Origin of the sequence: Chryseobacterium sp. CBSDS_008 (assembly GCF_049959325.1) — a bacterium.
In the GTDB taxonomy this organism is placed as follows: Bacteria; Bacteroidota; Bacteroidia; order Flavobacteriales; family Weeksellaceae; genus Chryseobacterium.
The window spans coordinates 4,624,283-4,647,418 of the sequence record NZ_CP188202.1 but is presented as its reverse complement, the minus strand read 5'-3'; the positions used below and the strand labels follow the sequence as shown (position 1 = coordinate 4,647,418).

At 37.4% G+C, this 23,136-nt stretch carries 23 protein-coding genes and 1 tRNA gene; 8 read left to right on the top strand and 16 right to left on the bottom strand.

What is annotated here, in order from left to right; genetic code table 11:
* Positions 1-32 precede the first annotated feature (32 nt).
* From ACP3T3_RS21040 to lgt, 3 genes are all read left to right on the top strand, one after another.
* Positions 33-800: an MBL fold metallo-hydrolase gene (locus tag ACP3T3_RS21040; RefSeq protein ID WP_426477661.1), complete on the top strand. Its 768-nt coding sequence runs from the start codon at positions 33-35 to the stop codon at positions 798-800.
* Positions 801-893: 93 nt separating this feature from the next.
* Positions 894-973 (top strand) — tRNA-Leu (locus ACP3T3_RS21035).
* A 358-nt stretch (positions 974-1,331) separates the two neighbouring features.
* Positions 1,332-2,168 (top strand): prolipoprotein diacylglyceryl transferase, encoded by an 837-nt coding sequence (lgt, locus tag ACP3T3_RS21030; RefSeq protein ID WP_426477660.1) that lies wholly within the window; start codon positions 1,332-1,334, stop codon positions 2,166-2,168.
* A 77-nt stretch (positions 2,169-2,245) separates the two neighbouring features.
* On the opposite strand, the gene ACP3T3_RS21025 is transcribed toward lgt, so the two are convergent.
* Positions 2,246-3,001 (bottom strand): SDR family oxidoreductase, encoded by a 756-nt coding sequence (locus tag ACP3T3_RS21025; RefSeq protein WP_426477659.1) that lies wholly within the window; start codon positions 2,999-3,001, stop codon positions 2,246-2,248.
* A 351-nt stretch (positions 3,002-3,352) separates the two neighbouring features.
* On the opposite strand from ACP3T3_RS21025, the gene ACP3T3_RS21020 reads away from it, so the two are divergent.
* From ACP3T3_RS21020 to ACP3T3_RS21010, 3 genes are all read left to right on the top strand, one after another.
* Positions 3,353-3,880 (top strand): helix-turn-helix domain-containing protein, encoded by a 528-nt coding sequence (locus tag ACP3T3_RS21020; RefSeq protein WP_426477658.1) that lies wholly within the window; start codon positions 3,353-3,355, stop codon positions 3,878-3,880.
* Positions 3,868-4,710, top strand: coding sequence for an IS3 family transposase (locus ACP3T3_RS21015; RefSeq protein ID WP_426479963.1), 843 nt, complete (start codon positions 3,868-3,870; stop codon positions 4,708-4,710). Before ACP3T3_RS21020 ends, ACP3T3_RS21015 begins: the two co-directional genes overlap by 13 nt.
* A 410-nt stretch (positions 4,711-5,120) precedes the next feature.
* The gene (locus tag ACP3T3_RS21010) at positions 5,121-5,543 is read left to right on the top strand and encodes a cold shock domain-containing protein (RefSeq protein ID WP_426477657.1); all 423 of its coding nucleotides are present in this window, start codon (positions 5,121-5,123) and stop codon (positions 5,541-5,543) included.
* A 246-nt stretch (positions 5,544-5,789) separates the two neighbouring features.
* Here the strand turns inward: ACP3T3_RS21010 and ACP3T3_RS21005 are convergent, their stop codons facing one another.
* The 8 genes from ACP3T3_RS21005 to queG form a co-directional block, all read right to left on the bottom strand.
* Positions 5,790-7,241, bottom strand: coding sequence for a TolC family protein (locus tag ACP3T3_RS21005; protein ID WP_426477656.1), 1,452 nt, complete (start codon positions 7,239-7,241; stop codon positions 5,790-5,792).
* The gene (locus tag ACP3T3_RS21000; protein ID WP_426477655.1) at positions 7,222-10,344 is read right to left on the bottom strand and encodes an efflux RND transporter permease subunit; all 3,123 of its coding nucleotides are present in this window, start codon (positions 10,342-10,344) and stop codon (positions 7,222-7,224) included. Before ACP3T3_RS21000 ends, ACP3T3_RS21005 begins: the two co-directional genes overlap by 20 nt.
* 28 nt (positions 10,345-10,372) lie before the next feature.
* The gene (locus tag ACP3T3_RS20995; RefSeq protein ID WP_426477654.1) at positions 10,373-11,461 is read right to left on the bottom strand and encodes an efflux RND transporter periplasmic adaptor subunit; all 1,089 of its coding nucleotides are present in this window, start codon (positions 11,459-11,461) and stop codon (positions 10,373-10,375) included.
* 60 nt (positions 11,462-11,521) lie between these two features.
* Positions 11,522-11,884, bottom strand: a complete 363-nt coding sequence (locus ACP3T3_RS20990) for a hypothetical protein (protein WP_426477653.1) — start codon at positions 11,882-11,884, stop codon at positions 11,522-11,524.
* 253 nt (positions 11,885-12,137) lie between these two features.
* On the bottom strand, positions 12,138-12,590 hold the full coding sequence (locus ACP3T3_RS20985) for an SRPBCC family protein (RefSeq protein WP_426477652.1): 453 nt from the start codon (positions 12,588-12,590) through the stop codon (positions 12,138-12,140).
* Between the two features lie 51 nt (positions 12,591-12,641).
* Complete coding sequence (locus ACP3T3_RS20980; protein ID WP_426477651.1) at positions 12,642-13,289, bottom strand: murein L,D-transpeptidase catalytic domain-containing protein; 648 nt, start codon at positions 13,287-13,289, stop codon at positions 12,642-12,644.
* Positions 13,290-13,292: 3 nt separating this feature from the next.
* Positions 13,293-13,976 carry a TIGR02117 family protein gene (locus ACP3T3_RS20975; RefSeq protein ID WP_426477650.1) on the bottom strand — a complete coding sequence of 228 codons (684 nt, stop codon included), beginning with the start codon at positions 13,974-13,976 and terminating at the stop codon, positions 13,293-13,295.
* Between the two features lie 360 nt (positions 13,977-14,336).
* Positions 14,337-15,275, bottom strand: coding sequence for a tRNA epoxyqueuosine(34) reductase QueG (gene queG, locus ACP3T3_RS20970; RefSeq protein ID WP_426477649.1), 939 nt, complete (start codon positions 15,273-15,275; stop codon positions 14,337-14,339).
* Between the two features lie 159 nt (positions 15,276-15,434).
* On the opposite strand from queG, the gene ACP3T3_RS20965 reads away from it, so the two are divergent.
* Both ACP3T3_RS20965 and ACP3T3_RS20960 read left to right on the top strand, forming a co-directional pair.
* Positions 15,435-15,734, top strand: a complete 300-nt coding sequence (locus tag ACP3T3_RS20965; protein ID WP_426477648.1) for a rhodanese-like domain-containing protein — start codon at positions 15,435-15,437, stop codon at positions 15,732-15,734.
* Positions 15,735-15,762: 28 nt separating this feature from the next.
* Complete coding sequence (locus tag ACP3T3_RS20960; RefSeq protein WP_426477647.1) at positions 15,763-16,380, top strand: HD domain-containing protein; 618 nt, start codon at positions 15,763-15,765, stop codon at positions 16,378-16,380.
* An 88-nt stretch (positions 16,381-16,468) separates the two neighbouring features.
* On the opposite strand, the gene ACP3T3_RS20955 is transcribed toward ACP3T3_RS20960, so the two are convergent.
* The 7 genes from ACP3T3_RS20955 to ACP3T3_RS20925 form a co-directional block, all read right to left on the bottom strand.
* Entirely contained in the window at positions 16,469-17,239 is a 771-nt protein-coding gene (locus tag ACP3T3_RS20955; protein ID WP_426477646.1) for an alpha/beta fold hydrolase, read from the bottom strand.
* A 15-nt stretch (positions 17,240-17,254) separates the two neighbouring features.
* Positions 17,255-18,244 carry an NAD(P)H-dependent flavin oxidoreductase gene (locus tag ACP3T3_RS20950; protein ID WP_426477645.1) on the bottom strand — a complete coding sequence of 330 codons (990 nt, stop codon included), beginning with the start codon at positions 18,242-18,244 and terminating at the stop codon, positions 17,255-17,257.
* Between the two features lie 121 nt (positions 18,245-18,365).
* Entirely contained in the window at positions 18,366-19,733 is a 1,368-nt protein-coding gene (locus ACP3T3_RS20945) for a peptidylprolyl isomerase (RefSeq protein WP_426477644.1), read from the bottom strand.
* An 86-nt stretch (positions 19,734-19,819) separates the two neighbouring features.
* Entirely contained in the window at positions 19,820-20,743 is a 924-nt protein-coding gene (locus ACP3T3_RS20940) for a PfkB family carbohydrate kinase (protein WP_426477643.1), read from the bottom strand.
* 27 nt (positions 20,744-20,770) lie between these two features.
* On the bottom strand, positions 20,771-21,328 hold the full coding sequence (gldD, locus tag ACP3T3_RS20935; RefSeq protein WP_426477642.1) for a gliding motility lipoprotein GldD: 558 nt from the start codon (positions 21,326-21,328) through the stop codon (positions 20,771-20,773).
* A 44-nt stretch (positions 21,329-21,372) separates the two neighbouring features.
* Positions 21,373-22,407, bottom strand: a complete 1,035-nt coding sequence (mutY, locus tag ACP3T3_RS20930) for an A/G-specific adenine glycosylase (protein ID WP_426477641.1) — start codon at positions 22,405-22,407, stop codon at positions 21,373-21,375.
* A 189-nt stretch (positions 22,408-22,596) separates the two neighbouring features.
* On the bottom strand, positions 22,597-23,130 hold the full coding sequence (locus ACP3T3_RS20925; RefSeq protein WP_426477640.1) for a hypothetical protein: 534 nt from the start codon (positions 23,128-23,130) through the stop codon (positions 22,597-22,599).
* Positions 23,131-23,136: the final 6 nt, after the last annotated feature.

The window sequence follows — 23,136 nt, the reverse complement described above, 5'->3', positions numbered from 1 at the left end:
ATTTACCAAAATTAAACCAACCTCAAAACAAAATGAAGTTGAAATTTTTAGGAACCGGTACTTCTCAAGGTGTACCTGTTATAGGCTGCACATGTGAAGTATGTACTTCAGAAAACCCCAAAGACAACCGTTTGCGCTCTTCCGTAATGGTCACTACGGAGGAAAATAAAAAGATACTGATCGACTGCGGCCCGGATTTCAGGCAGCAAATGCTTGCCAACCACGAACATAACGTAGATATTGCGCTGATTACCCATGAGCATAATGACCACGTAATCGGGCTGGATGATATGCGTCCATTGATTTTTAAAAGTGGAAAAGATGTCCCGCTCTATTGCTATTCAAGAGTGGCTCACGAAATAAAAAACAGATTCCCTTACGCTTTTGCTGATGTAAGATATCCCGGCGCACCCGCTTTTGAACTTCATGAAATTGAAAACAAACCTTTTGAAGTGCTGGACACGGAAATCACTCCTGTAGAAGTAATTCATTATAAAATTTCTGTTTTTGGATATAAATTTAAAAAGCTGGCCTATATTACAGATGCCGGTTTTATTTCTGAGACGGAAAAGGAAAAACTGAAGGATCTGGACATTCTGATCTTAAACTGCATCAGGAAATTTGATCCGCATCCTGCCCATTTTATTCTTCCGGATGTTATCAAATTGTTCGAAGAGCTGAAACCGAAGAAATTATTTTTAACTCATATCAGCCATCATTTAGGACTGCATGATATTGAAGATAAGTTGCTTCCCCCCGGAATACACCTTGCCTACGATGGTTTGGAACTTACTTTTTAAAAATTTTTATTCAAAAAGCTTTTGAACATTGAAAAAAGTTTATATATTTGCACACCAATTTGAAACAAACATCACGTTTGAACTCAACATCAAGCCCAGGTGGCGGAATTGGTAGACGCGCTGGTCTCAAACACCAGTTCTTAGGAGTACCGGTTCGATCCCGGTCCTGGGTACAAAAAACCTCTGAAATCAAAGATTTCAGAGGTTTTTATTTAGCATATCATCATTGAAGTTTTTCCTCACCTAAATGCATTACGCACCATAATAAGTAATACTCACTGACCCGCCAGTTATTTTAAAAGTTCTTGTGTATGATGTTTTTATTTTAAAAACATCTCCCACATTAAAGTATTTGGTTACAGATACAAATATACACTTAATCCAAAAGGCTTTCCCATTAATACCCATGGCAATGGTTACCATACTCAGGCGGAATTTATTAAAATATTTATAACAGGCTAAAAATCAGCACATACAACCTGCCACAGCCTCATCCTGGCCGGAAAATCCTATTTTCTTATCTTTGCAGCAATGAATTTATTATATATCAACTGGGACATCAATCCCGAAATCGTCAATATCTTAGGACTCCCTATAAAATATTACGGATTACTGTTTCTTGCAGGACTTGTTTTAAGCTTACATATTTTAAAACGTATTTATAAAAAAGAAGGTCTTAGCTCACAGGCTCACGAGGCTTTATTCTCCTATGCACTGATAGGTATTCTGGTGGGTGCGAGACTGGGACACTGCCTTTTTTATGATTTTGATTATTATTCACAGCATCCGCTTGAAGTATTTTTACCCATACAGAAAGGACCGGATGGCGCTTACCATTTTACAGGATTTGCAGGTCTTGCCAGCCATGGCGGTGGTATCGGCCTGGTGATTATGCTGCTTTTATATGCAAGAAAATATTCTATTCCGTTCATGACCGTTTTGGATGCGATAGCTATTGTACTTCCGTTGGGAGGAACTTTTATCAGGCTGGCCAATCTTATGAATTCTGAAATCATAGGAATTCCTACCGATGTTCCGTGGGCTTTTATATTCCGCCAGGTAGATGATCTTCCGAGACATCCTGCCCAGCTTTATGAAGCAATCTCTTATTTTATCATTTTCCTTTCTGTCTATTTTATTTACAGGAAGAATATCTTTAAAATAGGAAAAGGATTTTATTTTGGAATCAGCATCCTGTTGATCTTTATGATGAGAATCGTGATTGAATTTATCAAGGTAGATCAGGTAGAATTTGAGCATGCGATGAGCCTGAACATGGGACAGCTTCTGAGTATTCCATTTGTTCTTCTCGGCTTATTCTTTATTATCAAAAGTGTATTGGAGAAAGGAAAGGTTAAAACCACTTAATTTCTTTATTCCCTTTAAATACAAACTCACTGAATGTTATTTTCAGTGAGTTTCTTTTTATGGATTCATCCAATATATTATCTTGTTGTATATCCACCGTTGGCAAAGATGGTCTGCCCGGTGATCCACCAGCCTTCTGTTACCAGAAATTCTACCAGTGGAGCAATATCTTTAATATCCGTTAACCCTCCCAGTGCTGATGCTGATTTATGATAAGCAACTGCCTCATCGGTTTCCTGACCGTAAAAAAAAGGAGTGTCCATCGGGCCGGGCGCCACAGCAGTTACAGAGATTCCCCTTGCTCCGAATTCTTTGGAAGCAGCTCTTGTAAAATGCTCTACCGGTGCTTTGGCACCTGCATAGGTGGAATACAATCCGGTGTAGGCTGCCAGCAATGAAGTAACAATGGTACAGATTTTTCCGTGATCATTCAGTTTTTTACCGGCTTCCTGCAAAAAGAAATATGCTGATTTTGAATTAACGTTGAACATCGTATCATATTCAGCTTCTGTAGTCTCTGAAAATGGCTTTTTCAGCACCATTCCTACAGTATTGATTGCAATATCAATTCCTCCGAAACGGGATATTGTTTCATCAAAGAATTTGGTAATAGTATCTACTTTGGTAAGATCTCCCTGGAACAAAAATGCTTCTGCTCCCAACGCCTGTACTTCAGCCAGTGTTTTTTCGCTGTCTGCTTTTGAGCTTTCACTGTTGTAATGGATTGCCAGTTTGGCTCCTTTTGCCGCAAAATCCCTGCTTAACAATCCTCCTAGGTTTTTACCTCCTCCGGCAATTAAAACAACCTTTCCTTTTACATTTTGTGTTGACATTATTTTTATTTTTAAATGTTAATGAGGCAAAGATGAATAATAAAAGCCATCCTCATATGGTGAAGTTTTCGGGAATTTTTATTTTTATTTTTAAACTGAAGGAGAAATATTTACTATTTTTATGTAAACAATAGTTTTTCAATAGAGTGCTATTTGCCAGCCAGATACACTTTGAAACACATCTTTTAATTAAACACCTGAGGATAATTCTCAAACCAGCACCCATTTTAGGCATAACATTTGATACCTTCCTCCCGTATCACGCACCACCACTTCATTTTTAACATATTTTTTTATAATCCTCAGCATGGACTGCCCCCAAAAAGTTAGACGCTTTTTAGGGGCATTTTTATGTATAAGAAAGAAAAATTTAGTATTGATTTCAAATTGGAATGTATTGAACTTCATTTAGGTTCCCATCGTTCCATAAAATCAATTGCATTAGAAAAGAGTTTTAATGAATCTAATCTTCGCAAATGGCTTGGATTTTATAACAAGTACGGAATCTCAGGACTACAACCTAGAAAAAACAGAAGCTACTCCCTGGATTTCAAGATTAAAGTTTTAAAAGCCATCGAAACAGAAGGTATCTCACAAAGGGAAGCATGTATCCGATTCGATATCGCAGCTCAGTCTACAGTATTGAGCTGGCAGAGGGATTACGAAAAAAGTGGTATTTTAGGGTTAAAGAATACCCCCAAAGGAAGACCCAGGATTATGAGTGATTACAAACGTAAGAAAAGAAAGTCGGATAAGCCATTGACCAGAGAAGAAGAACTTTTACTGGAAAATGAAAGACTGCGAGCTGAAATTGATTTTCTAAAAAAGTTAGACGCCTTAACTCTCAAAAAGAACAAGCAGAGGCCATCGAAGGATTAAGGCGAAAATATGACCTGTCGCTCCTGCTGGATTGTACAGGTATGGCCAGAAGCAGTTTCTATTACCATCAGAAAGCTCTTGATAAAAAGGATAAATATGGAGAAGTAAAAACTTTGATAAAACAAATTTATCATAGGCATAAGGGTCGGTTTGGATATCGTCGTATTACCTTGATTATGAATCAACAAGGAATTGTAATTAATCATAAAACGGTCTTAAGACTGATGAAGACCCTGGGATTGAAAAGTATCGTTAGGGTTAAAAAATACAAATCTTACCGGGGAGAGCAAGGCAGGATAGCGCCAAATATTCTGAAGAGGAACTTTAAGGCAGATCAGCCAAACAGAAAATGGGCCACTGATGTGACAGAATTTAATGTCTCGGGCAGTAAATTGTACCTTTCGCCGATAATTGACCTTTACAATGGCGAGATTATCAGTTACGATCTCTCGGAAAGACCTGTCTTTACGCAGGTTGTGAATATGCTCAAAAAAGGGCTCAGAAAAATTAAGAATACTGAAAACCTCATCATCCACTCTGATCAAGGCTGGCAATATCAGATGAAGGCCTATCAGCAGCTGTTAAAAGAAAAAGGCATTATCCAAAGTATGTCCCGCAAAGGAAACTGCCTGGATAATGCGGTAATAGAAAACTTCTTTGGAACTTTAAAATCTGAAATGTTCTATACTAAGAAATTTAAAACCATTGATGAGCTCAAAAAAGAAATAAAGAAGTATATCAATTACTACAATAACGACAGGATAAGACTTAATCTAAAAGGAAAGAGCCCGGTACAGTACCGAACTCTTTCATATAATAATATTGTTTAATTTTGTCTAAACTTTTGGGTGCAGTCTAGCATTCTGGGGATTTTTTTATTGACTTGTGCGTACTTTTCTTATCCTGTTACATTCAGACCTAAAGCAGTCTGTAAAACCATTTCTGATAATCAATCATTTAAAACCCGATTATTCATTTTATTTGTTGTATATTTGCACTAATAAACCAAGTCACCACCTTGTTTTCTGTAACGACCCGAATATTTTTATTCAGTCTTTGCTTTTTGAGCAGCCATCTTTTTAACTTTTATTCTTCTATTAAGAACAATACTTGTCGGAATTTTTAAGCTCTGTATAATTGGACAAACTCCAGGACAGAAAACATCGCCAGGCTTTATAGGGGTCTAAACAGACCAGATTGAACTCATTAATTTATAGAAACTAAATACTAAAAATAATTTATGGCAGATTCTTTTTCTAAAAAGGAAAATTTCAAGAAAAAAATTCAAAAGCAAAAAGAAAAGGCGCTAAGACGCGAAGAACGTAAAACGAACAACAACAAAGGAGCGGAGGATGTCTTCATGTATGTAGATGAATTCGGAAGATTAACTTCTACTCCCCCTGAACAAAGACAGGAAGTAAACCTTGATGATATTCAGCTGGGTGCGGCTCCTATTATTGAAGAAGATCCAAGAAAAACAGGAATTGTTACTTTCCTGAGTGAGAAAGGATATGGTTTCATCACAGAAGATAACAGCAAAGAAAATATCTTCTTCCACAATAACAACTGTGCAGAACCTGTGAAAAAAGGAAACAAAGTATCTTTCGAAAAAGAGAAATCTCCTAAAGGATTTTCTGCTGTTGGAATTCAGCTTGTTAAATAATATGTACTTATAAATGCTTCTGCATTAAAGCAGATTCGTTTTAAACCATATACAGAGAGACTGCCCCTTGGACAGTCTCTTTTTTTAGATCTATATAAAGCTGGCTCAACTTATAAAAAATCAGATTCTAACGCAATATCCTGTAATTATTTCACATATCACGACAGGAATCCGTGATATCTGATTAAAAAATATAAAAGAAGCTGCCTAAAAGACAGCTTCCTTCATCGTAAAAAAAGTAAAAAATTAATCCAGTTTCCCTCCCAGCGCTTTAAACAGCAGGACGTTGTTTCTGGTATTCTGATGCTGGAATTGTAATAAATCCAATTCAGCCGTTAATTTGCTTTTCTGAGAATTGATCAGTTCAAAATAGTTTGCATATCCTGTCAGATAAAGATCGTTGGAAACCTCAACACCGCGGTCAAGAAAACCCACTTCTTCGGATTTCAGCTTAAGAACACGCTCATAAATTTTGGTCTGCTTCAAAATAGACTGAAGTTCATTAAAAGCAGTTGTAATGCTTTTCTGATAGTTTAAAAAAGCAATTTCCTGTTCTTTACTCGCTACTTTAAATTCATATTTCAGCTGCCCTTTATTGAAAACCGGAACCATTAATCCACCCAACAGCTGCCCTGCCAGTGAACTTGGTTTGAAAAATGTTTCTACAGAAAAAGAATTCAGTCCGAAACCTGCGCCAAGATCAATCTTGGGATAAAAGGCAGCTCTTGCAGCCTTCGCATCAGCCTGGGAAGCTTCCAAAACATAATAGTTAGCAGCTACATCCGGCCTGGAATGGATCACATTTTCAACATTAATGTTTTTATTCAAAACTTCCATATTGGTAGGCATCAGTATTTTTCCACGCTTCACCTCTCCGCCATAGCTTCCTGTTAAGGTTGTGATCGCCTGTTCTACTGTAACGATTTCCACTCTGATATGTTCAATCTCCGCCAGCCAGTTGTTATTCTGCGCTTTAAACTGCTGTACTGCCAGTTCTGTAGCTTTTCCCACTTCACGCTGGGCCAGAACAATCTCAAATGCTCTTTGCTGAAGATTATAATTCTTCTGATAAATCGCAAGACGATTGTCTAAAGCCACCAGCTGATAATACAAATTGGCAATATCTGTGAAAAGCTCTACCTGCAATAGCCTCAGACCTTCAGTAGATGCCAGAAATTTCTTCTGGGCAGCAATTTTTTTATTCTTCAGCTCCCCCCATGCATCAATTTCCCAGCTGCTTCTTGCTCCCACCCAGTAATTAGGCGTAAAATCCCTGTTGATTTTCTGATTTTCCGTAATATTGGGCGAAAGGTTGGTGTCATAGTTCCCCACACCTTCCATTGTATATTTTCCATAATGATTGCCGGAAGCCTCTGCTCCCACTTCCAGTGAAGGCAGCAAATCCATTTTTGACCTTTGAAGGAAACTGTTGGCAATTTCCACTCTTTGCTGGGCAATCTGGAAATCCGGATTAGCCTGAACCACTTTATCAAAAAGTTCAAGCAGGTTCGGATCTGTAAAATAAGCCTTCAGGTTAATCTGCTGGAATTCATCCGGAGATTTATTTTTATCAGATTTGATAATTTCCTCTGGTAATTCCTGGGCTTTTTTCAGTTCTGTTACTTTGGGAACAGCACATGAAACCAGGCTCAGAGATGCTATTCCATACAATATATTTCTATGGTTTAATCTTTTCATTTTTCTTCTTATTTTCAAGTTTTGCAAAGAATATATACAGTCCCGGAATTACCACCAGTCCGAAAATGGTTCCAATCAGCATTCCCCCTGCTGCTGCCGTACCAATGGAACGGTTACCGATTGCTCCGGCTCCTGATGCAATGCATAATGGAATAAGTCCCGCAACAAACGCAAAAGAAGTCATCAGAATCGGTCTCAGACGCTGTCTTGCCCCTTCAATAGCTGCCGGAATGATATCAAATCCCTGTTTATTTCTTGCAACCGCAAATTCTACGATCAGAATAGCATTTTTAGCTAACAGTCCGATCAGCATGACCAATGCCACCTGTGCATAAATATTATTATCTAATCCCATCATTACCAATGCAATGTAAGAACCGAAGATCCCAGTCGGAAGGCTTAATAATACAGGCATCGGAAGAAGGAAACTTTCGTATTGCGCTGCTAATAAAAGATACACGAACAAAAGACAGATCGCGAAGATATAAACCGTCTGGTTTCCTGATAAAATTTCTTCTCTTGTCATCCCCGACCATTCAATATCAAAACCTCTAGGTAATGTCTCTTTCGCGACACGTTCCACAGCTGCAATCGCATCGCCTGAACTGTAACCGTCTGCGGGTTCTCCGTTGATCATGGCAGACATATACATATTATATCTCGTCAGTACTTCCGGCCCATATACTCTTTCAATAGTGATGAAGGTGGAGAAAGGCACCATTTCGCCTTTATCATTTTTTAAATAGAGATTCAAAATACTTTCAGGGGTATCTCTGTACTCCGGACTTGCCTGCACCATCACTTTATACATCTGGCTGAAACGGATAAAATTTGTGGCATAATAAGATCCCAGCATCGTCTGTAATGTAGACATCGCATTATCTACAGAAATTCCTTTCTTCGCAGCCATATCATAATCCACATTGATCATGTATTGAGGAAAAGTAGCATCAAAGCTGGTAAAACTGTTCTGCAGTTCGGGAGCTTCATTGAGTTTTTTAACAAAATCTTTGGTGATCTTATCTGTATTTTCAATGGTACCTCCGGTTCTGTCCAGCAGACGCAATTCAAAACCGCTGGTATTACCGAAACCTGGAACTGTTGGCGGCGCAAAGATCTCAATCTGGGCATCTGCTATGCCTTTGGTTTTATCAGAAAGCTCTGCAATGAGATCATTCACTGAAATATTTCTTTCTTGCCAGTCTTTAAGGTTGATCATTGCCATTCCGTAAGAAGAACCTGCGATTTCCGTTACAATACTATATCCAGCAAGAGTTGTAACATTTTCTACTCCATTAATTTTCTTAGCAATCACTGTAACCTCATCCAGTACTTTTTCGGTTCTTTCTACCGTTGCTCCCTGCGGAGTGGTTACACTTACATAGACCATTCCCTGGTCTTCCATGGGAATAAACCCTGTCGGCAGGAATTTACTGGTCACAAAAGTAAGCCCGACAAATAAAAACAGCAGTCCGAACGTCACTGTAGTTCTTGTCGCAAAGTTTGATAAAATACCTACATATCCATTCGTCAGTCTTTCAAATCCTGTATTAAAACTCTGGAAAGCCCTGTCGATAATGGTTTTCTTTTTATGATGATCATGAGGCTTTAAAATAATAGCACAAAGCGCCGGGGTAAGCGTCAATGCATTTACCCCGGAAATCACAATACTGATGGCCAGCGTTAATGAAAACTGACGGTAAAATACGCCTACCGGACCATCCAGGAATGCTACAGGAATAAATACTGCAGACATTACGATTGTAATTGCGACTACTGCCCCTGCAATCTCTTTAGTGGCACTGATGGTGGCATCCATGGCATTCATTCCTTCTTCCATTTTCACGTGAACAGCTTCCACGACGACAATGGCATTGTCAACGACAATTCCAATGGCAAGGACCAGTGCGAACAATGTCAAAAGGTTCACAGAGAAATCCAGCATATTCATAAATGCAAAAGTTCCTATCAATGCTACCGGAACTGCGAGCACAGGAATCAGTGTGGAACGCCAGTCCTGAAGGAAGATAAATACAACAATTCCCACCAGAATAAAAGCTTCGATAAGTGTTGTCAGTACCGCACTGATGGAAGCATCAAGGAATCGGGAGACATCATACGCCATGTTATATTCCATTCCGGGAGGAAAGGACGTACCCTTCAATTCTTCCATTTTTGCCTTTACACTTTCAATAACTTCGGAAGCGTTGGAACCGGGACGCTGCTTCATCATGATCGATGCAGAAGGTCTTCCGTCTGTTTTGGAAACCATTCCGTAGTTCATCGCTCCGAATTCAACTTTAGCAATATCCTTAAGCTTTAAAATAGTTCCGTCAACATCAGATCGGATCGGAACTTCTTCATATTGTTTAGGTTCAAAAAACTTTCCTTTGTACTTGATCACATACTGCAGCTGGCTCGAAGTTTTACCGGACGTTTCGCCCACTTTTCCCGGTGCTGCGGAAATATTCTGTTTTTGCAGGGAAGTAATGACTTCGTCTGCAGAAATATGGTAAGCTGCCATTTTCTGCGGATCCAGCCATACTCTCATTGAGTATTCTTTCTGTCCCATAATTTCGGCACGCCCTACTCCGTCAATACGTTTGAGTTCCTGAAGGACGTTAATATCCGTAAAGTTATAGATGAACTGCTCATCCTGGCTTGGATCTGTACTGGTGATATTAAGGTACATCAGCATACTGTTCACCTCTTTTTCAGTAGTTACACCCGCTCTGATTACCTCTTCAGGAAGCTCATCCAGAATTGTTGTTACCCTGTTCTGAACATTTACAGCCGCTACATCGGGATCCGTCCCTACTTCAAAGAAAACCTGAATTAGCGTAAGCCCATCATTAGAGGTTACCGTCGACATATAAGTCATTCCCGGTACACCATTAATCGCACGTTCCAGAGGAAGCGCTACCGCATTGGCAGACACTTCGGCATTTGCTCCTGTATATTTTGCCGTAACCGTTACTGAAGGCGGTACGATGTCCGGAAATTGAGTGATCGGCATCTTCAGCAGAGCCATAATTCCCAGCAGTACAAATAGTATGGAAATAACCAACGAAAGAACCTTTCGTCTTATAAACATTTCTACCATAGTTAATTGATTTAAAGATTATGAAAGGTTAATACTTCCTTTTGATTTTGATAATATCACCATCTTTCAAAGACTGAGTCCCTTCATAAATGATTAAATCTCCTTTTTTAAGACCACTTTCTACCATATAAGAATCCCTTAAGGTAGTTCCGATTTTAATATTGGTCATTTTCACTTTATTCTGTTTATCTACAACAAAAACGTAGGTCTTATCCTGAATGGAGAAAGTAGATTTCTGTGGAATAAGGATCGCATGGTCCTGCTGTTCGGAAATAATAAGTTTTCCGGAAGTTCCGTGCTTGATGAGACGGTCCGGATTCGGGAAAAGCACCTTATAGCGGATGGAACCTGTCGCTCTGTCGATTTCTCCTTCAGCTGTTTTCAAAGCACCGTTGAACTGATAGTTAACTCCGTTGGGCAGTGTCAGTTCAATTTTCTGATGGCTTCCGATCTTATCGTTGGCCAAAAGCTCAAAATACAGATTTTCCGGAATGGAGAAATAGGCATATACTTCATTCAACTGGGAAAGTGTGGTCAACAGCGTGCCATTTTCCACCAGACTTCCGTCTTTATGAGGAATCACGTCAATTACCCCATCAAAAGGTGCAGTAATTTTTGTAAAGCTTATTTTCTGAAGAACCGTCCTCTTTTCTGCATCGGCAAATGCATGTTTTGCTTTGGCGGAAGACAATTTTGCTTTCACCATTTCCAGCTCGTTATTAGCTACAAATTTTTTAGCATGAAGACTCTGGATCTGCTTGAGTTCCACTTCCGCAATACGAACGTCCGCTTCAGTCTGCTTTAATGCAGCATTTGCTTTAAGAAGTTCCATCTGCAGCTCAGCATCATTGATTTTAAATAAAGCCTGTCCCTGATGTACAAACTGTCCCTCGTTTACATAAATATGCTGTATAATGCCTCCGATCCTGGAGCGCATTTCAACATTCTTTTTAGCCTGGATATCGGTAACAAACTGGTTGCTCACCAGTGTATCTTTTTCCTTGATTTCCAGTACGGGAACTTCTTTATCTTTCTGATTATTTTTTTTCTTGTCTTTACTGCATGACACAGCGAATAATGTTGCAAGAATGCAAATTATTACGTTTTTACAATACATTTTTAAATGTTTAAGTTATAAGATTTCCGTTAAAATGATTTGGCTTTCAGAAATTTAAACCTAGTACAGCTGGAGGAGATGGAGAAAAGATTTAACACCACAAATAATAGAAATTGCGATCTCAGGAAGCGTAACTTTGGGAATAACTTTTAAAATTCCTGAAAAATCTGCAATGGCAGGATCGTTTTTTCTGACAGAATGTTTTACAATTTTTGAAGCAGCAGGCAGTGCATGCGTATTCATATCTGCTTCTTCGTAGACATCCAGAACATGAATGTTAGTTACAGGAGGAACATGAGGTATATTCCGCAGCGATTTTTCTGCCCAATTCGAATTGAAAAGGGAAAAAACCAGTATGATATAGAATAAGAAAAATGACCTCAGACCTGCCATGTCAATCAGAATACTTAAGTTTTTTAGCAAAAACGATAGTGATGCAAAAATAAGGATTTTTGCTGGGAAATCCGGCTGTTGAAGTGTTAAAAAAACTTAAACAATTAGTGAATTAAGGGTATTTAACCATTAAATAAATGATGAATCCCATTAAATTCTGAAAGTCATAGTATAAACCTTTTAGAAATTGACAGAACTTTTCAGCTAAGGCTAGGTTTTTGGCTAAGCCAATTGAATTTGCTTTTTATTTTTAAACGGGCCAAAGCCCATTTCTATTGAATGATTAAAACAGTTTACTGAGTATTCTGAAACGGTAATCAAAAATATGCTCCAGCTTCTTTCTGACGAAAAGGCGGTGGGCAATTTCGCCTAAAAATCCCATAGGAAGTTCATAATCTATAGTGTCCCTCATCAGAACACCTTCTTTATTAGGAATAAATTCATGGTGATGATTCCATAGTTTGTATGGACCTTTTTTCTGAAAATCAGTGAAACTTTTCTGGAAATCAACCTGGGTTATTTCGGTTTGCCACTTCATTTTAATTCCGAATAATGGGGAAACATAATAATCAATGATCATTCCTTCATAGATTTCATCATCTTCCATTTCCGTTAATACAACAAAGCCCATGTCTTTCGGAGTAATTTCTGAAAGATTGTTGGCCGAGGAAAAGAATTTCCAGGCAGTTTCTACATCACAATTGAGCTGTTGTTCACGGAAAAGCGTATGTTTCATAAGACGGAATCAGTTTACATTACTGTTACAAAACAAATGTATAACAAAGATTTAATTATAAATCCACATCAGTACAGGTTTTCCTGATTTCTGGATCATCGGATCAATTTCCCTCATTGCATTATTGGAAACGGTGGGGCAACCCCAGCCTTCTGGTGAACCGTCAGGAAACACTTCTTCATCACTCATCAGGTCCCAGGAATGAAGGACAATAAATCTTTTTAAAGCATTGCTGTTTGTTTCGTCGAGACCGTGCATCAGATATTTTACATTGATTCCCCAATCACTATATCCTCTGCCTTCCAGCTTATATTTTTCCAAAGATGAAAGATGGCTTCTGTCTTCATTACTGAAGCCCGGATTCGCTTTAGAATCATCTTTACTCCATGAATTGGAACCGCAGCCATGGCCTACCAGATATTCTTTTGAAACCTTCTTATTTTTAAAGTCCCAGACAAAAAAACGCTTCACCCCGGAATGAAGACTCATATCGATAAGAATGCAGAAATCTTTGCTAAGGTTCTTTGAATCACAGAACTTCAGTGCTTCTTCCGCTTTTATTTTTGTTTTGGAGAGGTCAGCTTCAGGTTTCTTTTCAACGAAAACAGGAGTTTCAACATTGTGTACAATATTTCTATTTTTTTCCTGAGAGCAGTAGCACATCCACAAAACGATGAAAAACAAGTAAATCCTTTTCATTAATTATTTATAATGCTGAAAGATTCCGAAATCTGTGGGAGTCCAAAGTGCCGCTTTCTGTCCTGCAGCTTTTAAAGCGTTATTTGACCAGGTATTGCAGGTGTAAAGGAAACTGTAAGTTCCTTTAGCATCATAGAATGCATCGTTATCGCCGTACACTGCATTTGTTGGGATTAATATAAAGTTTCCGTTCTGATCTCTGTCAAACTTATCTTCTACAAATTTTATTAGATTCTGATATTGGTTTCTGCTGATCATGATCATTTTACAATCTTCTCCTTCTTTCATTGTATTATAATAAGTACAGTGCATCGCGGAATCACTTAACCAGAAGGCGGCTTTCACGGCTGTAGAAAATTTAAGATCGGCCCAGGTAGGAGTATCCAGGTAAAAACCTTTGTCGCCCCAGCCTATTCCGATATACTGGTAATCTGTTTTCTTTGATTTTGTGTTGGTAAAAGGAATTTTCCGGCTCCAGTCCTGAAGATCATTTTTCACAGGCATTACTATATCTGTGTGCACTCCGTTGGTATAAATATAGATTGGAATTTCCTTCTTCTGCCCATCATCTTTTGCTGAAACAGGGATGTACGGAATCAGTAATCCAAGGATTACATAAATAATCACAATTCCCAGGATAATTCCCAGCACCTTCAGGATATATATTAATACCGTTTTCAGCGTCATGTTTTTTTAATAAAATTTAATCTTTAATTTTTGGTAAAAGTATTTGTTTTAATCGAAAAATTAGCTATATTTAGTTACGAAATATTCACAAATATGCGTAAAAATACTAAATCCCAAAAAAGGTTTAAAGTAAGAGTAAAAACTGCTCCTAAAAGAATACAAAAAAAACGTTGATTTTCGGTGAGATTCTGATCTCCTGAAAAATCTTTTTTCTTTATAGGAAAGGGTTTTCAAAAAAACTTATTAATGTAAATCTTTACCTCCTTAAAACGAAAATTTAAGGAATGGCCGGTTATCAGCTCTGGTTTGGACTTCAAGAAATTCCAAAGGAGGGATTATCACCGAAAGTTTAGGGAAAAATCAGTCGGAAGATTTCTGTAAAAACTCAATATTTCGCTTCAGTCCTGCAAATTTGGTACGCTTCACGGGGGATTTTCTAAAGATTTCGGAGAAAATTTCCTGGGTAAGTTCTTTCCATTCTCCTTTTTTGAAGTTTTTCAATGCTTCATTGGGTTGGAAACGGCTTTGTTTGTTGGGAGCTGAAAAACGGTTCCATGGGCATACATCCTGGCAGATATCACAGCCGAACATCCAGTCTTCCATTTTATTTTTAAAATGGCCCGGAATTTCGTCCTTCAGTTCTATGGTTGCATAAGAAATACAGCGGCTTCCGTCAATAATTTTTTCAGAAACAATAGCATCTGTGGGACAGGCATCGATACATTTCCTGCAGCTTCCGCAATGGTCTGTAGTCGCATGATCGGGAATGAGTTCCAGATCACAGATAATTTCGGCCAGAAAATAGAATGAACCACTTTGCTTGGTAATGAGATTTGCATTTTTTCCTACCCAGCCTATTCCTGATTTTTTTGCCCAGGCTCTTTCTAAAACCGGTGCAGAATCTACAAAAACCCGGAATCCGAACTCTCCAATTTCTTCCTGCAGCTCGGTTACCATCTCACGTAGGATTTCCTTGATGACTTCATGATAGTCTTCTGCATAGGCATATTTTGAAATTTTATAATTCTCCAATACCGAAATTTTTTCCTCTGGAAAATAATTATAAGAAAGAGAGATGACAGATTTTGAACCTTCTACCAACAGTCTGGGATCCAGTCTTTTGTCAAAATGATTTTCCATATACTTCATTTCGCCGTTATAGCTGTTCTTCAACCATTTTTCAAGACGGGGCGCTTCTTCTTCCAGAAAATCAGCTTTGGAGATGCCACAGTTCTGAAACCCAAAACTTTTTGCCTTGGATTTTATCAGTTGGGAATATTTTTCAGCGTCTGACTTCATAATTTCACCCTGCAAAATTAAGATTATTTTATCAATCTTCTGATTTTCATTAAAGCTGGCCTGTTGTTCCTTTTCTGAAAAATTATATTTTAATTAGGATTTTTTTCAAAAAAAAATTGCGTAATTTCGTTTCTAATTTAATGTTTAAAACAAACAACTATGTCTTTAATAGAAGTAATAAAATCCGGAAACTATGAATTAATCGACGTTCGTGAGCCCATGGAGCTTGAAATGGACGGTAATATAGATGGTGCTAAGAATATTCCTCTGGGTGAAGTAGAAGATAGACAGGATGAGATTCTATCTATTGAAAAACCGGTAATCTTATTCTGCAGAAGCGGAAACAGAAGCGGAAAAGCATTGGATTATCTTAACGCTCAAGGACTAAAGGACGGTTATAACGGTGGAGGCTGGGCCGAGCTGAAGGCTGTTCTGGAAGCAAATCAGGGAACTTTTTAAAAGTTCCTTTTTTTATATCTTTATTTCTATGAATCTGAAAAGCCAATTTGAACAGCTCTGTTCCCCGTTTACAGAAGATCAACAACTCATCGGCAATCTGTGGAAGGAAATTGAAACCAGATATTCTGAAAAAGGCAGGCATTATCATAATCTTCTTCATCTTGAAAATATGTTTAAAGAGCTTGACGCAATGAAAATGAATATCTCAGATTTTACAGCGCTTTCTTTTTCTGTATTCTATCATGATGTGATTTATGATGCAACTTCCAAAGCTAACGAAGAAAAAAGTGCTGCCAAGGCCGAAAAAAGACTTACCGAACTTCATATCAATCAAGATAAAATTTTATTAATTTCTGCACAGATTCTGGCTACAAAATCTCACCAACGCTCTGATGATGAGGATACCAATTATCTTCTGGATGCTGACCTTTCTGTTCTGGGCAAAGATTTTAAAACTTATTCAGAATACACTCAGAATATCAGAAAAGAGTATTCCATTTATCCTGACTTCCTTTATAAACCGGGACGAAAAAAAGTGCTTAAGCATTTTCTCGAACTAGAGAGTATCTTTAAAACAGAGTATTTTAAGGAAAAGTATGAAGCTCAGGCAAAAGAAAATATTGCAGCAGAACTTCAATTACTGTAATTTTTTAAGCTTTCACATTGGAATTTTAATATAAAAATAAGACACCCTGATTACAAGGTGTCTTATTTCTATATTTTATAGGTTCAGATTAAAAATATTTACCAATAAATTCTGTAGCTTTCTCCAATACAAGCTCTGGAGATTCTTTATGTGGTGTATGCCCTATTCCGGGAATAATGTATTTTTCCGCACTTCCACTCACCTGGGTTATAGTTTTTTCCACCTGATCCAATGTGCCGTATTCATCGGCTTCTCCCTGGATAAACAGTAATGGAGCAGTGATGTCTTTCAACAGATATTCAATATTCCATGTTCTGTAATCGTCCCGTGTCCATGTTTCTGTCCAGGCCTTGAAAAGCATTTCTACTTTATCACCATGATATTTCTGTAAACGTTCAGGAAGATTGGTCGTTTTGTAAGCTTCCCAGGCGTCATAAACCCCTTTTAAAGTTACCTCTTCCACAAAAATATGACCTGCTTCACAAATGACAGCTTCTACTCTTTCAGGATATTTTGCAGCGGTGATCAAAGCTACTGTTCCCCCATCACTGTGTCCGAACAGAATAGCATTATCAATCTTCATTTCAGTCAATACATCATTCAACAGATCTGCTTCCAGCTCCATATAATTTACCGGTCTTTCATGAGTAAGCATGGGGTATGATTTTCCATAACCTAAACGGTCATAAGTAAGTATATTGCATTGTGTAGCTTTGGATAATTTGGCCGGAAAGTCTCTCCAAAGCTGTACTGAACCTAATGAATCATGCAGAAAAACAATGGTGGGTCTGCCTTCAAACGGATTATGGTGTTCAATATATAATTTTTTATCCTTTACATCAATTATTCTTCCCTCCATTGAATAAAATTATATTTAAAAAGCTGGCATTTTTGTTTCTTCAAATTCTTTTAATAAATGATTGAAAACAGTCTCCACCGGAAGAATTTCATCGATCAAGGCAGAAACCTGGCCTATTTCCAGCTCTCCGTCTTCCATATCTCCTTCAAACATTCCGCGTTTTGCTCTGGCTCTTCCCAATGAGGCAATTAAAGCCTCCTTATTTCTTCCACTCACATAAATATCTTCCAGCTCATTGAAAAATTTATTTTTAACCATTCTTACAGGCGCCAGTTCTTTCAAAGTAAGATGGGTATCACCTTCCTGCAGTTCTGTGATTTTCTTTTTCCAGTTTTCATGGGCACTGGCTTCTGTAGTAGCAGCAAAACGGGAACCGATCTGTACACCGTCTGCACCCAGAATCATGGCCGCTTTGATCTGTGAACCTAAAGCAATTCCTCCTGCCGCAATTAATGGTTTGGAAATATGTTTCTTTACATTGGGGATCAGGCAGAAAGTAGTTGTTTCATCTCTTCCGTTGTGCCCTCCGGCTTCGAAACCTTCTGCTACGATAGCGTCTACTCCTGCATCTTCGCATTTTACAGCAAATTTGGTAGAAGAAACAACATGAGCTACTTTTATGCCTTCTTTCTGAAGGGTTTCTGTATAGGTTTTCGGGTTACCGGCTGATGTAAATACAATTTTGACTCCTTCTTCAAGAATGATCTGAATAATCTCCTCAAGATTGGGATACAGCATGGGCACATTCACTCCAAAAGGTTTCTCTGTTGCCAGTTTACATTTCCGGATATTTTCTCTTAAAATGTCAGGATACATACTTCCTGCTCCTATGATACCCAATCCGCCACAGTTGGAAACGGCAGAAGCAAGTCTCCATCCGGAATGCCAGATCATGCCTGCCTGGATAATCGGATATTTAATATTAAAAAGGTGTGAAATTCTATTGTGTGTTCCCTCCATATCATGAAGTTTTTTTGCAGCGTTAAAATCTATAAAATTGCTCATATGTAAAAATAGTAAAAACAACGGTTTTACGGGAAAAATATGTCAATATTTTCTATGATAAACTGTCATCTTTAAAGTGTTAGAACAAAAAAAACCTTCAGAAGTTCTGAAGGTTTCTTTATTATTTTGTTATGGATTGTTTCTTCCAGTTGGACTTAAAGCTACAGCTGTCGTAGCGTCCGTCAATAGAGATAAAAGTTGTCGGCAATTTAGAATTGACAAACTTTTCAACCATTTCACTTTTCTTTTTGTTCAGTGCCATCTGCTTGATTCTGCTGAAATCTGTTTCCAGAGTAATCTGGTGAGAAGGAATCACGTCTTCAACTTTGATGATCTTGATCTGCTTTCTTTTGTTTTCTTCATCTTCGAAAGCGGTAGTAATGTCTCCTTTATTTAATCCTGCCAATTCGTAGCTGATTGTTCCGGGAATACTTTCTCTTTCAATTTTATCAGAACCATCTGCCCCAGGAATTATCCCGGCGTTGAATTTTGTTCTTTTATCATCTGAGAATTTAAAAGCAGCATCTTTAAATGTCATTTTACCATTCAAGACAAGACCTCTGATACTGTCTAATTTTGCTTTTGCTGTTTTGATTTCGTCATCAGTAGGAGTAGCTTTTAGCAAGATATGTCTTGCATCATATACTTTACCTGATCTTTTTACTAACTGAATAATATGGAATCCGAATTCAGATTCAATCGGATCTGAGATTTCATTTTCCTGAAGGTTCAATGCAGCAGCCTCAAATGGCTTTACCATCTGCCCTTTATTGATATTTTTATATAAACCTCCGTTAGCAGCTGATCCTTCATCCTCAGAATAAATTCTTGCCTGGCTTTCAAAAGTTTCACCACCAATAATATCCTGCTTGATTTTTTTCAATCTGTTGATAAGGTCTTGCTTGTGAGCTTCTGTAAGTGACGGATAGATCATAATCTGAGCTAAAGTAACTTCATCTTTTACCTGTGGCAGCTGTGTTTTATACATATTGTAGAAATCAGTTACCTCATTTGGAGTTACATCTGCTTTATCAGTAACTCTCTGGTATTTTGCCTGCCCGTAATATTGGTCTGTATCTATCTTTTCGATAGCGTTCTTCATTTCATAGGCATTTCTGAACTTATAAGCGGCCAGCAATGTTTTTTCATCCGGAAATTGAGAAAGCAACTGACGGTATTTTGCGTTAGCCTGTTCTTTGATTGCTGCAGAACGGTTTTCAATTAACGTATCTTTTTTTGCTTCGTATACAAGAAGCTTATTGCTGATAAGGTTTTCCAGGAACTCACATTTGTCTGTGTTGGCAGCTCCCTGCTGTTTCCCGTAATTCATCTGTTCGTTTACATCAGATTCCAGAACAATCTCATCTCCGATAACAGCTGCAATACCATCCACCAAATCTCCTTGTTTTAGCTGGGCATTCATCCTATTTGAAGAGAATATCATGATGAAAATCCCAAGAAGAAAAGTGATTTTTAGTTTATTTGTCATTTTACTATTTTAACAAGTTGCAAATTTAGAATTCTTAACGAATTTCACTCAATTTTTTATTATAAATATTTCTTAAAAAGACTTATTTACTGCAGTTCAATATCAAATGTCGTTAATTCTTTGAATTGTCTCAATCTGCTGAACATATCTGCTTCACTTACCTCTTCTATTCTTTCTGTTCCGAATTTCTCTACAGTGAATGAAGCCATTGCAGATCCTACGATAAGAGCAGATTTCATTGTATCGAAATCGATTTTCTCTTTTTTAGCAAGGTATGCAGCAAAACCTCCGGCGAAAGTATCACCAGCTCCTGTCGGGTCGAAAACATCCTCTAACGGAAGCGCAGGGATAGCAAATACTTTATTATCATGGAAAAGTAAAGCGCCGTGCTCTCCTTTTTTGATGATTACATACTCAGGACCCATTGTATGGATCTTTTTAGCCGCCTTTACTAAAGAATATTCTCCTGAAAGCTGTCTTGCTTCTTCATCGTTGATGGTAATAACGTCTGTTTTAGCAATCATATCCATCAGGATATCCCATGCAGAATCCATCCAGAAGTTCATGGTATCAAGGATAACCAGTTTAGGACGGTTATTCATTTTTTCAAGTACAGACAGCTGAACTCCGGGGTGTAGGTTTCCAAGTAATAAAATTTCGGCATCCTGCATTGAATCCGGGATTTTCGGATCAAAATTCTCCAGTACATTTACTTCTGTAGCCAGAGTATCTCTTGTATTCAGATCGTTGTGGTATTTTCCGGACCAGAAGAATGTTTTTCCTTCTTTTACGATTTCAATTCCTTCGATGTTTACATCTCTGTCTGTGAACATATCAAGATGTTCCTGTGGAAAGTCTCCTCCTACTACAGAAACAATTCCGGATTTAACGCCTAAAATTGATGAAGTGATCCCGATATACGTGGCTGCACCTCCTAAAATTTTATCCGTTTTACCAAATGGTGTTTCAATTGCATCAAATGCAACACTTCCTACAACTAAAAGTTTCATATATTTTTCAATGTATATTAAAAGTAATTATTTTTTCCATTCAAAAGAATCCAACAGGTGTTTCATATCATTTTTGATATAATTTACTGCAGGAGCAAGTGAGTCCGGTTTTGGTCTCGTATTAAAGTATAGGTAAGCAGTAACGAAGTGTTTCGTACTGTCTGTAATATAGAACTGTAGATTGGAAGCACTCTGCCCTTTCAGCTCATAGAAGTTCCCGTATACTTTCTTTTCAGGGTATTCAAAGGATTTTGTATCTATGGAACTGGCTTTTATGGTATGTTCATACACCATTTTTTCAGCTTCCTTGATATGGTTTGCAAAGTCGTTCTGTATCGGATAATAGGTAACGAAAAGCTTAGCCTTCATTTTTGGATAATTCAGATAAAACCAGCAAGGTTTTTTTGCAGGAGAGATCGAAGCAAAATCCGAATACTCAAAGGTATAGGGGCAATCGTTTTCAAACTTCTGGTATTTCGGTGCGGGATATTCAAGACGCAGTTCTCCATAAGGTTTTGGTGAAGGGTCTTTTCCACATGAAATTAAAAGCAGCGATACGAAAATAAAAATGACTTTTTTAATCATTTTGCAAAAGTACAAATTAGATTTCAGATTTCAGAAGACAAATTTCAGTCTTTCAGAGTGTTTTGAATGTAATTTTCCAAAGGCTTTGGAAACGATTTTTCATGAGAATCTTCAAGATCTGTAATCAGGTATTGATTTTCAGCGATAAAATCATTCCATATCTTTTCTGAAGTGACCTCAACATTCCATATTTCAATGCTTAAATTCTTGTGAGTCAGTTTATGGGCAACTGTTTTTGAACCTGTAATGAATGGATCCATGGCAGCAGAAATGGCTGCAGGAAACTCAAATAACTTCTTCCATATGAAATCATCTGTTCTCTGGCGGATCAGAAACTGTCCATTTTTGTGAACAAAATAATAGGTCAGAGCAAGGTCTTCTGTTTTTACTTTTTTTGTTTTTACGGGATAACCGGAAACTTTCTGCATAGCAAATGCCAGACAGTCTTCATTGAGAGGACATTCTCCGCACAATGGATTTTTAGGTTTACAGATTTCCGAACCTAAGTCCATCATCGCCTGGTTGAAGTCTCCTACATTTTCCGGCATTATCAAAGCGGCCAATTCAGAAAAATAAGTAAACGCTTTTGAATTTGAAATATCAAAATCATCGGCAAAAAGACGGCTCAAAACGCGGTAAAAATTCCCGTCAACGGCAGGCATTCTTCCACCAAAACAAATGCTTGAAACAGCTGCTGCAGTATATTTCCCTACTCCTTTTAATTTTAGAATTTCTTCGTATTGATCAGGAAAGATACCCTGATAATCGTTCATAATCTGCTGTGCCGCTTTATGAATATTGATCGCTCTGGAATAATAGCCCAATCCTTTCCAATAAAGTAAAACTTCATTTTCTTCAGCTTCTGCCAAAGTTTTTACATCAGGAAATCTTTTAATGAAATTATTATAATGATTCAATCCCTGATTGATCCGTGTCTGCTGAAATACAATTTCACAGATCCAGATCTTGTACGGATCTTTTGTCTGTCTGAAAGGCAGATCTCTTGCATTATTCCTGTACCACTCCAGAAGCCTGTTTCCTACATGAAGGAATTCTGAGGCTGTTTTATTTTTTTCCAAAAACCAATCTTGTTTTAAATCATTGAAGAGAGGTTCCTCTTCACATCTGAACATTATTTTCAACGCTGCAAAGATAGGTTTATTTATTTTTTAACTTGTTTTGATGTTGAAAGAGATTTTTTGTGAATCCGTTATTGTATAAATTTATTTTTTTACTCTTATCTCATGAAGTTAAAAAGGATTTCATCATTAGTATTTTATCATTTCTGGATCATATTTTTCAAATTTAATTGTGCCAAAATTTTTAGATGAATAAGTTATACTATTATCTTGGTTAGCATCAGAATATGTTGTTGAATATCCTAATTTATGTAAATAAATAAAGTTGTCTTTTTTGTCAAAAATGAATGTTGTGTATTTATTCTGTATGGGTTGTGAGGAAATGTTTTCTTCAATAGTAAAAAAGTTATTTTTAATTGCTACGTTTTGAAATCCTTCTGCATAAGAACTATGATTGAATGAATTTATAATTTTATTATTATGATATTCTGTAAATTCTCCATTTTTATTATAAATTAATATGTAAACTATTGAAAATCTGTTTTCTGTATTAGGTTTTTTAGGGGAAGTTATAAGAATTTTGTCTTTGATATTATCCATGTTTAAATCACATTCTTTACTTTTCTTTTGAGTAGGATTTTCTTTACAACTGCAAAAGACTAAGGATGATGATATTAAAATGATTAAAAGTTTTTCATCATTTGGTTTGTTTGATTGTGTCATCAGTAC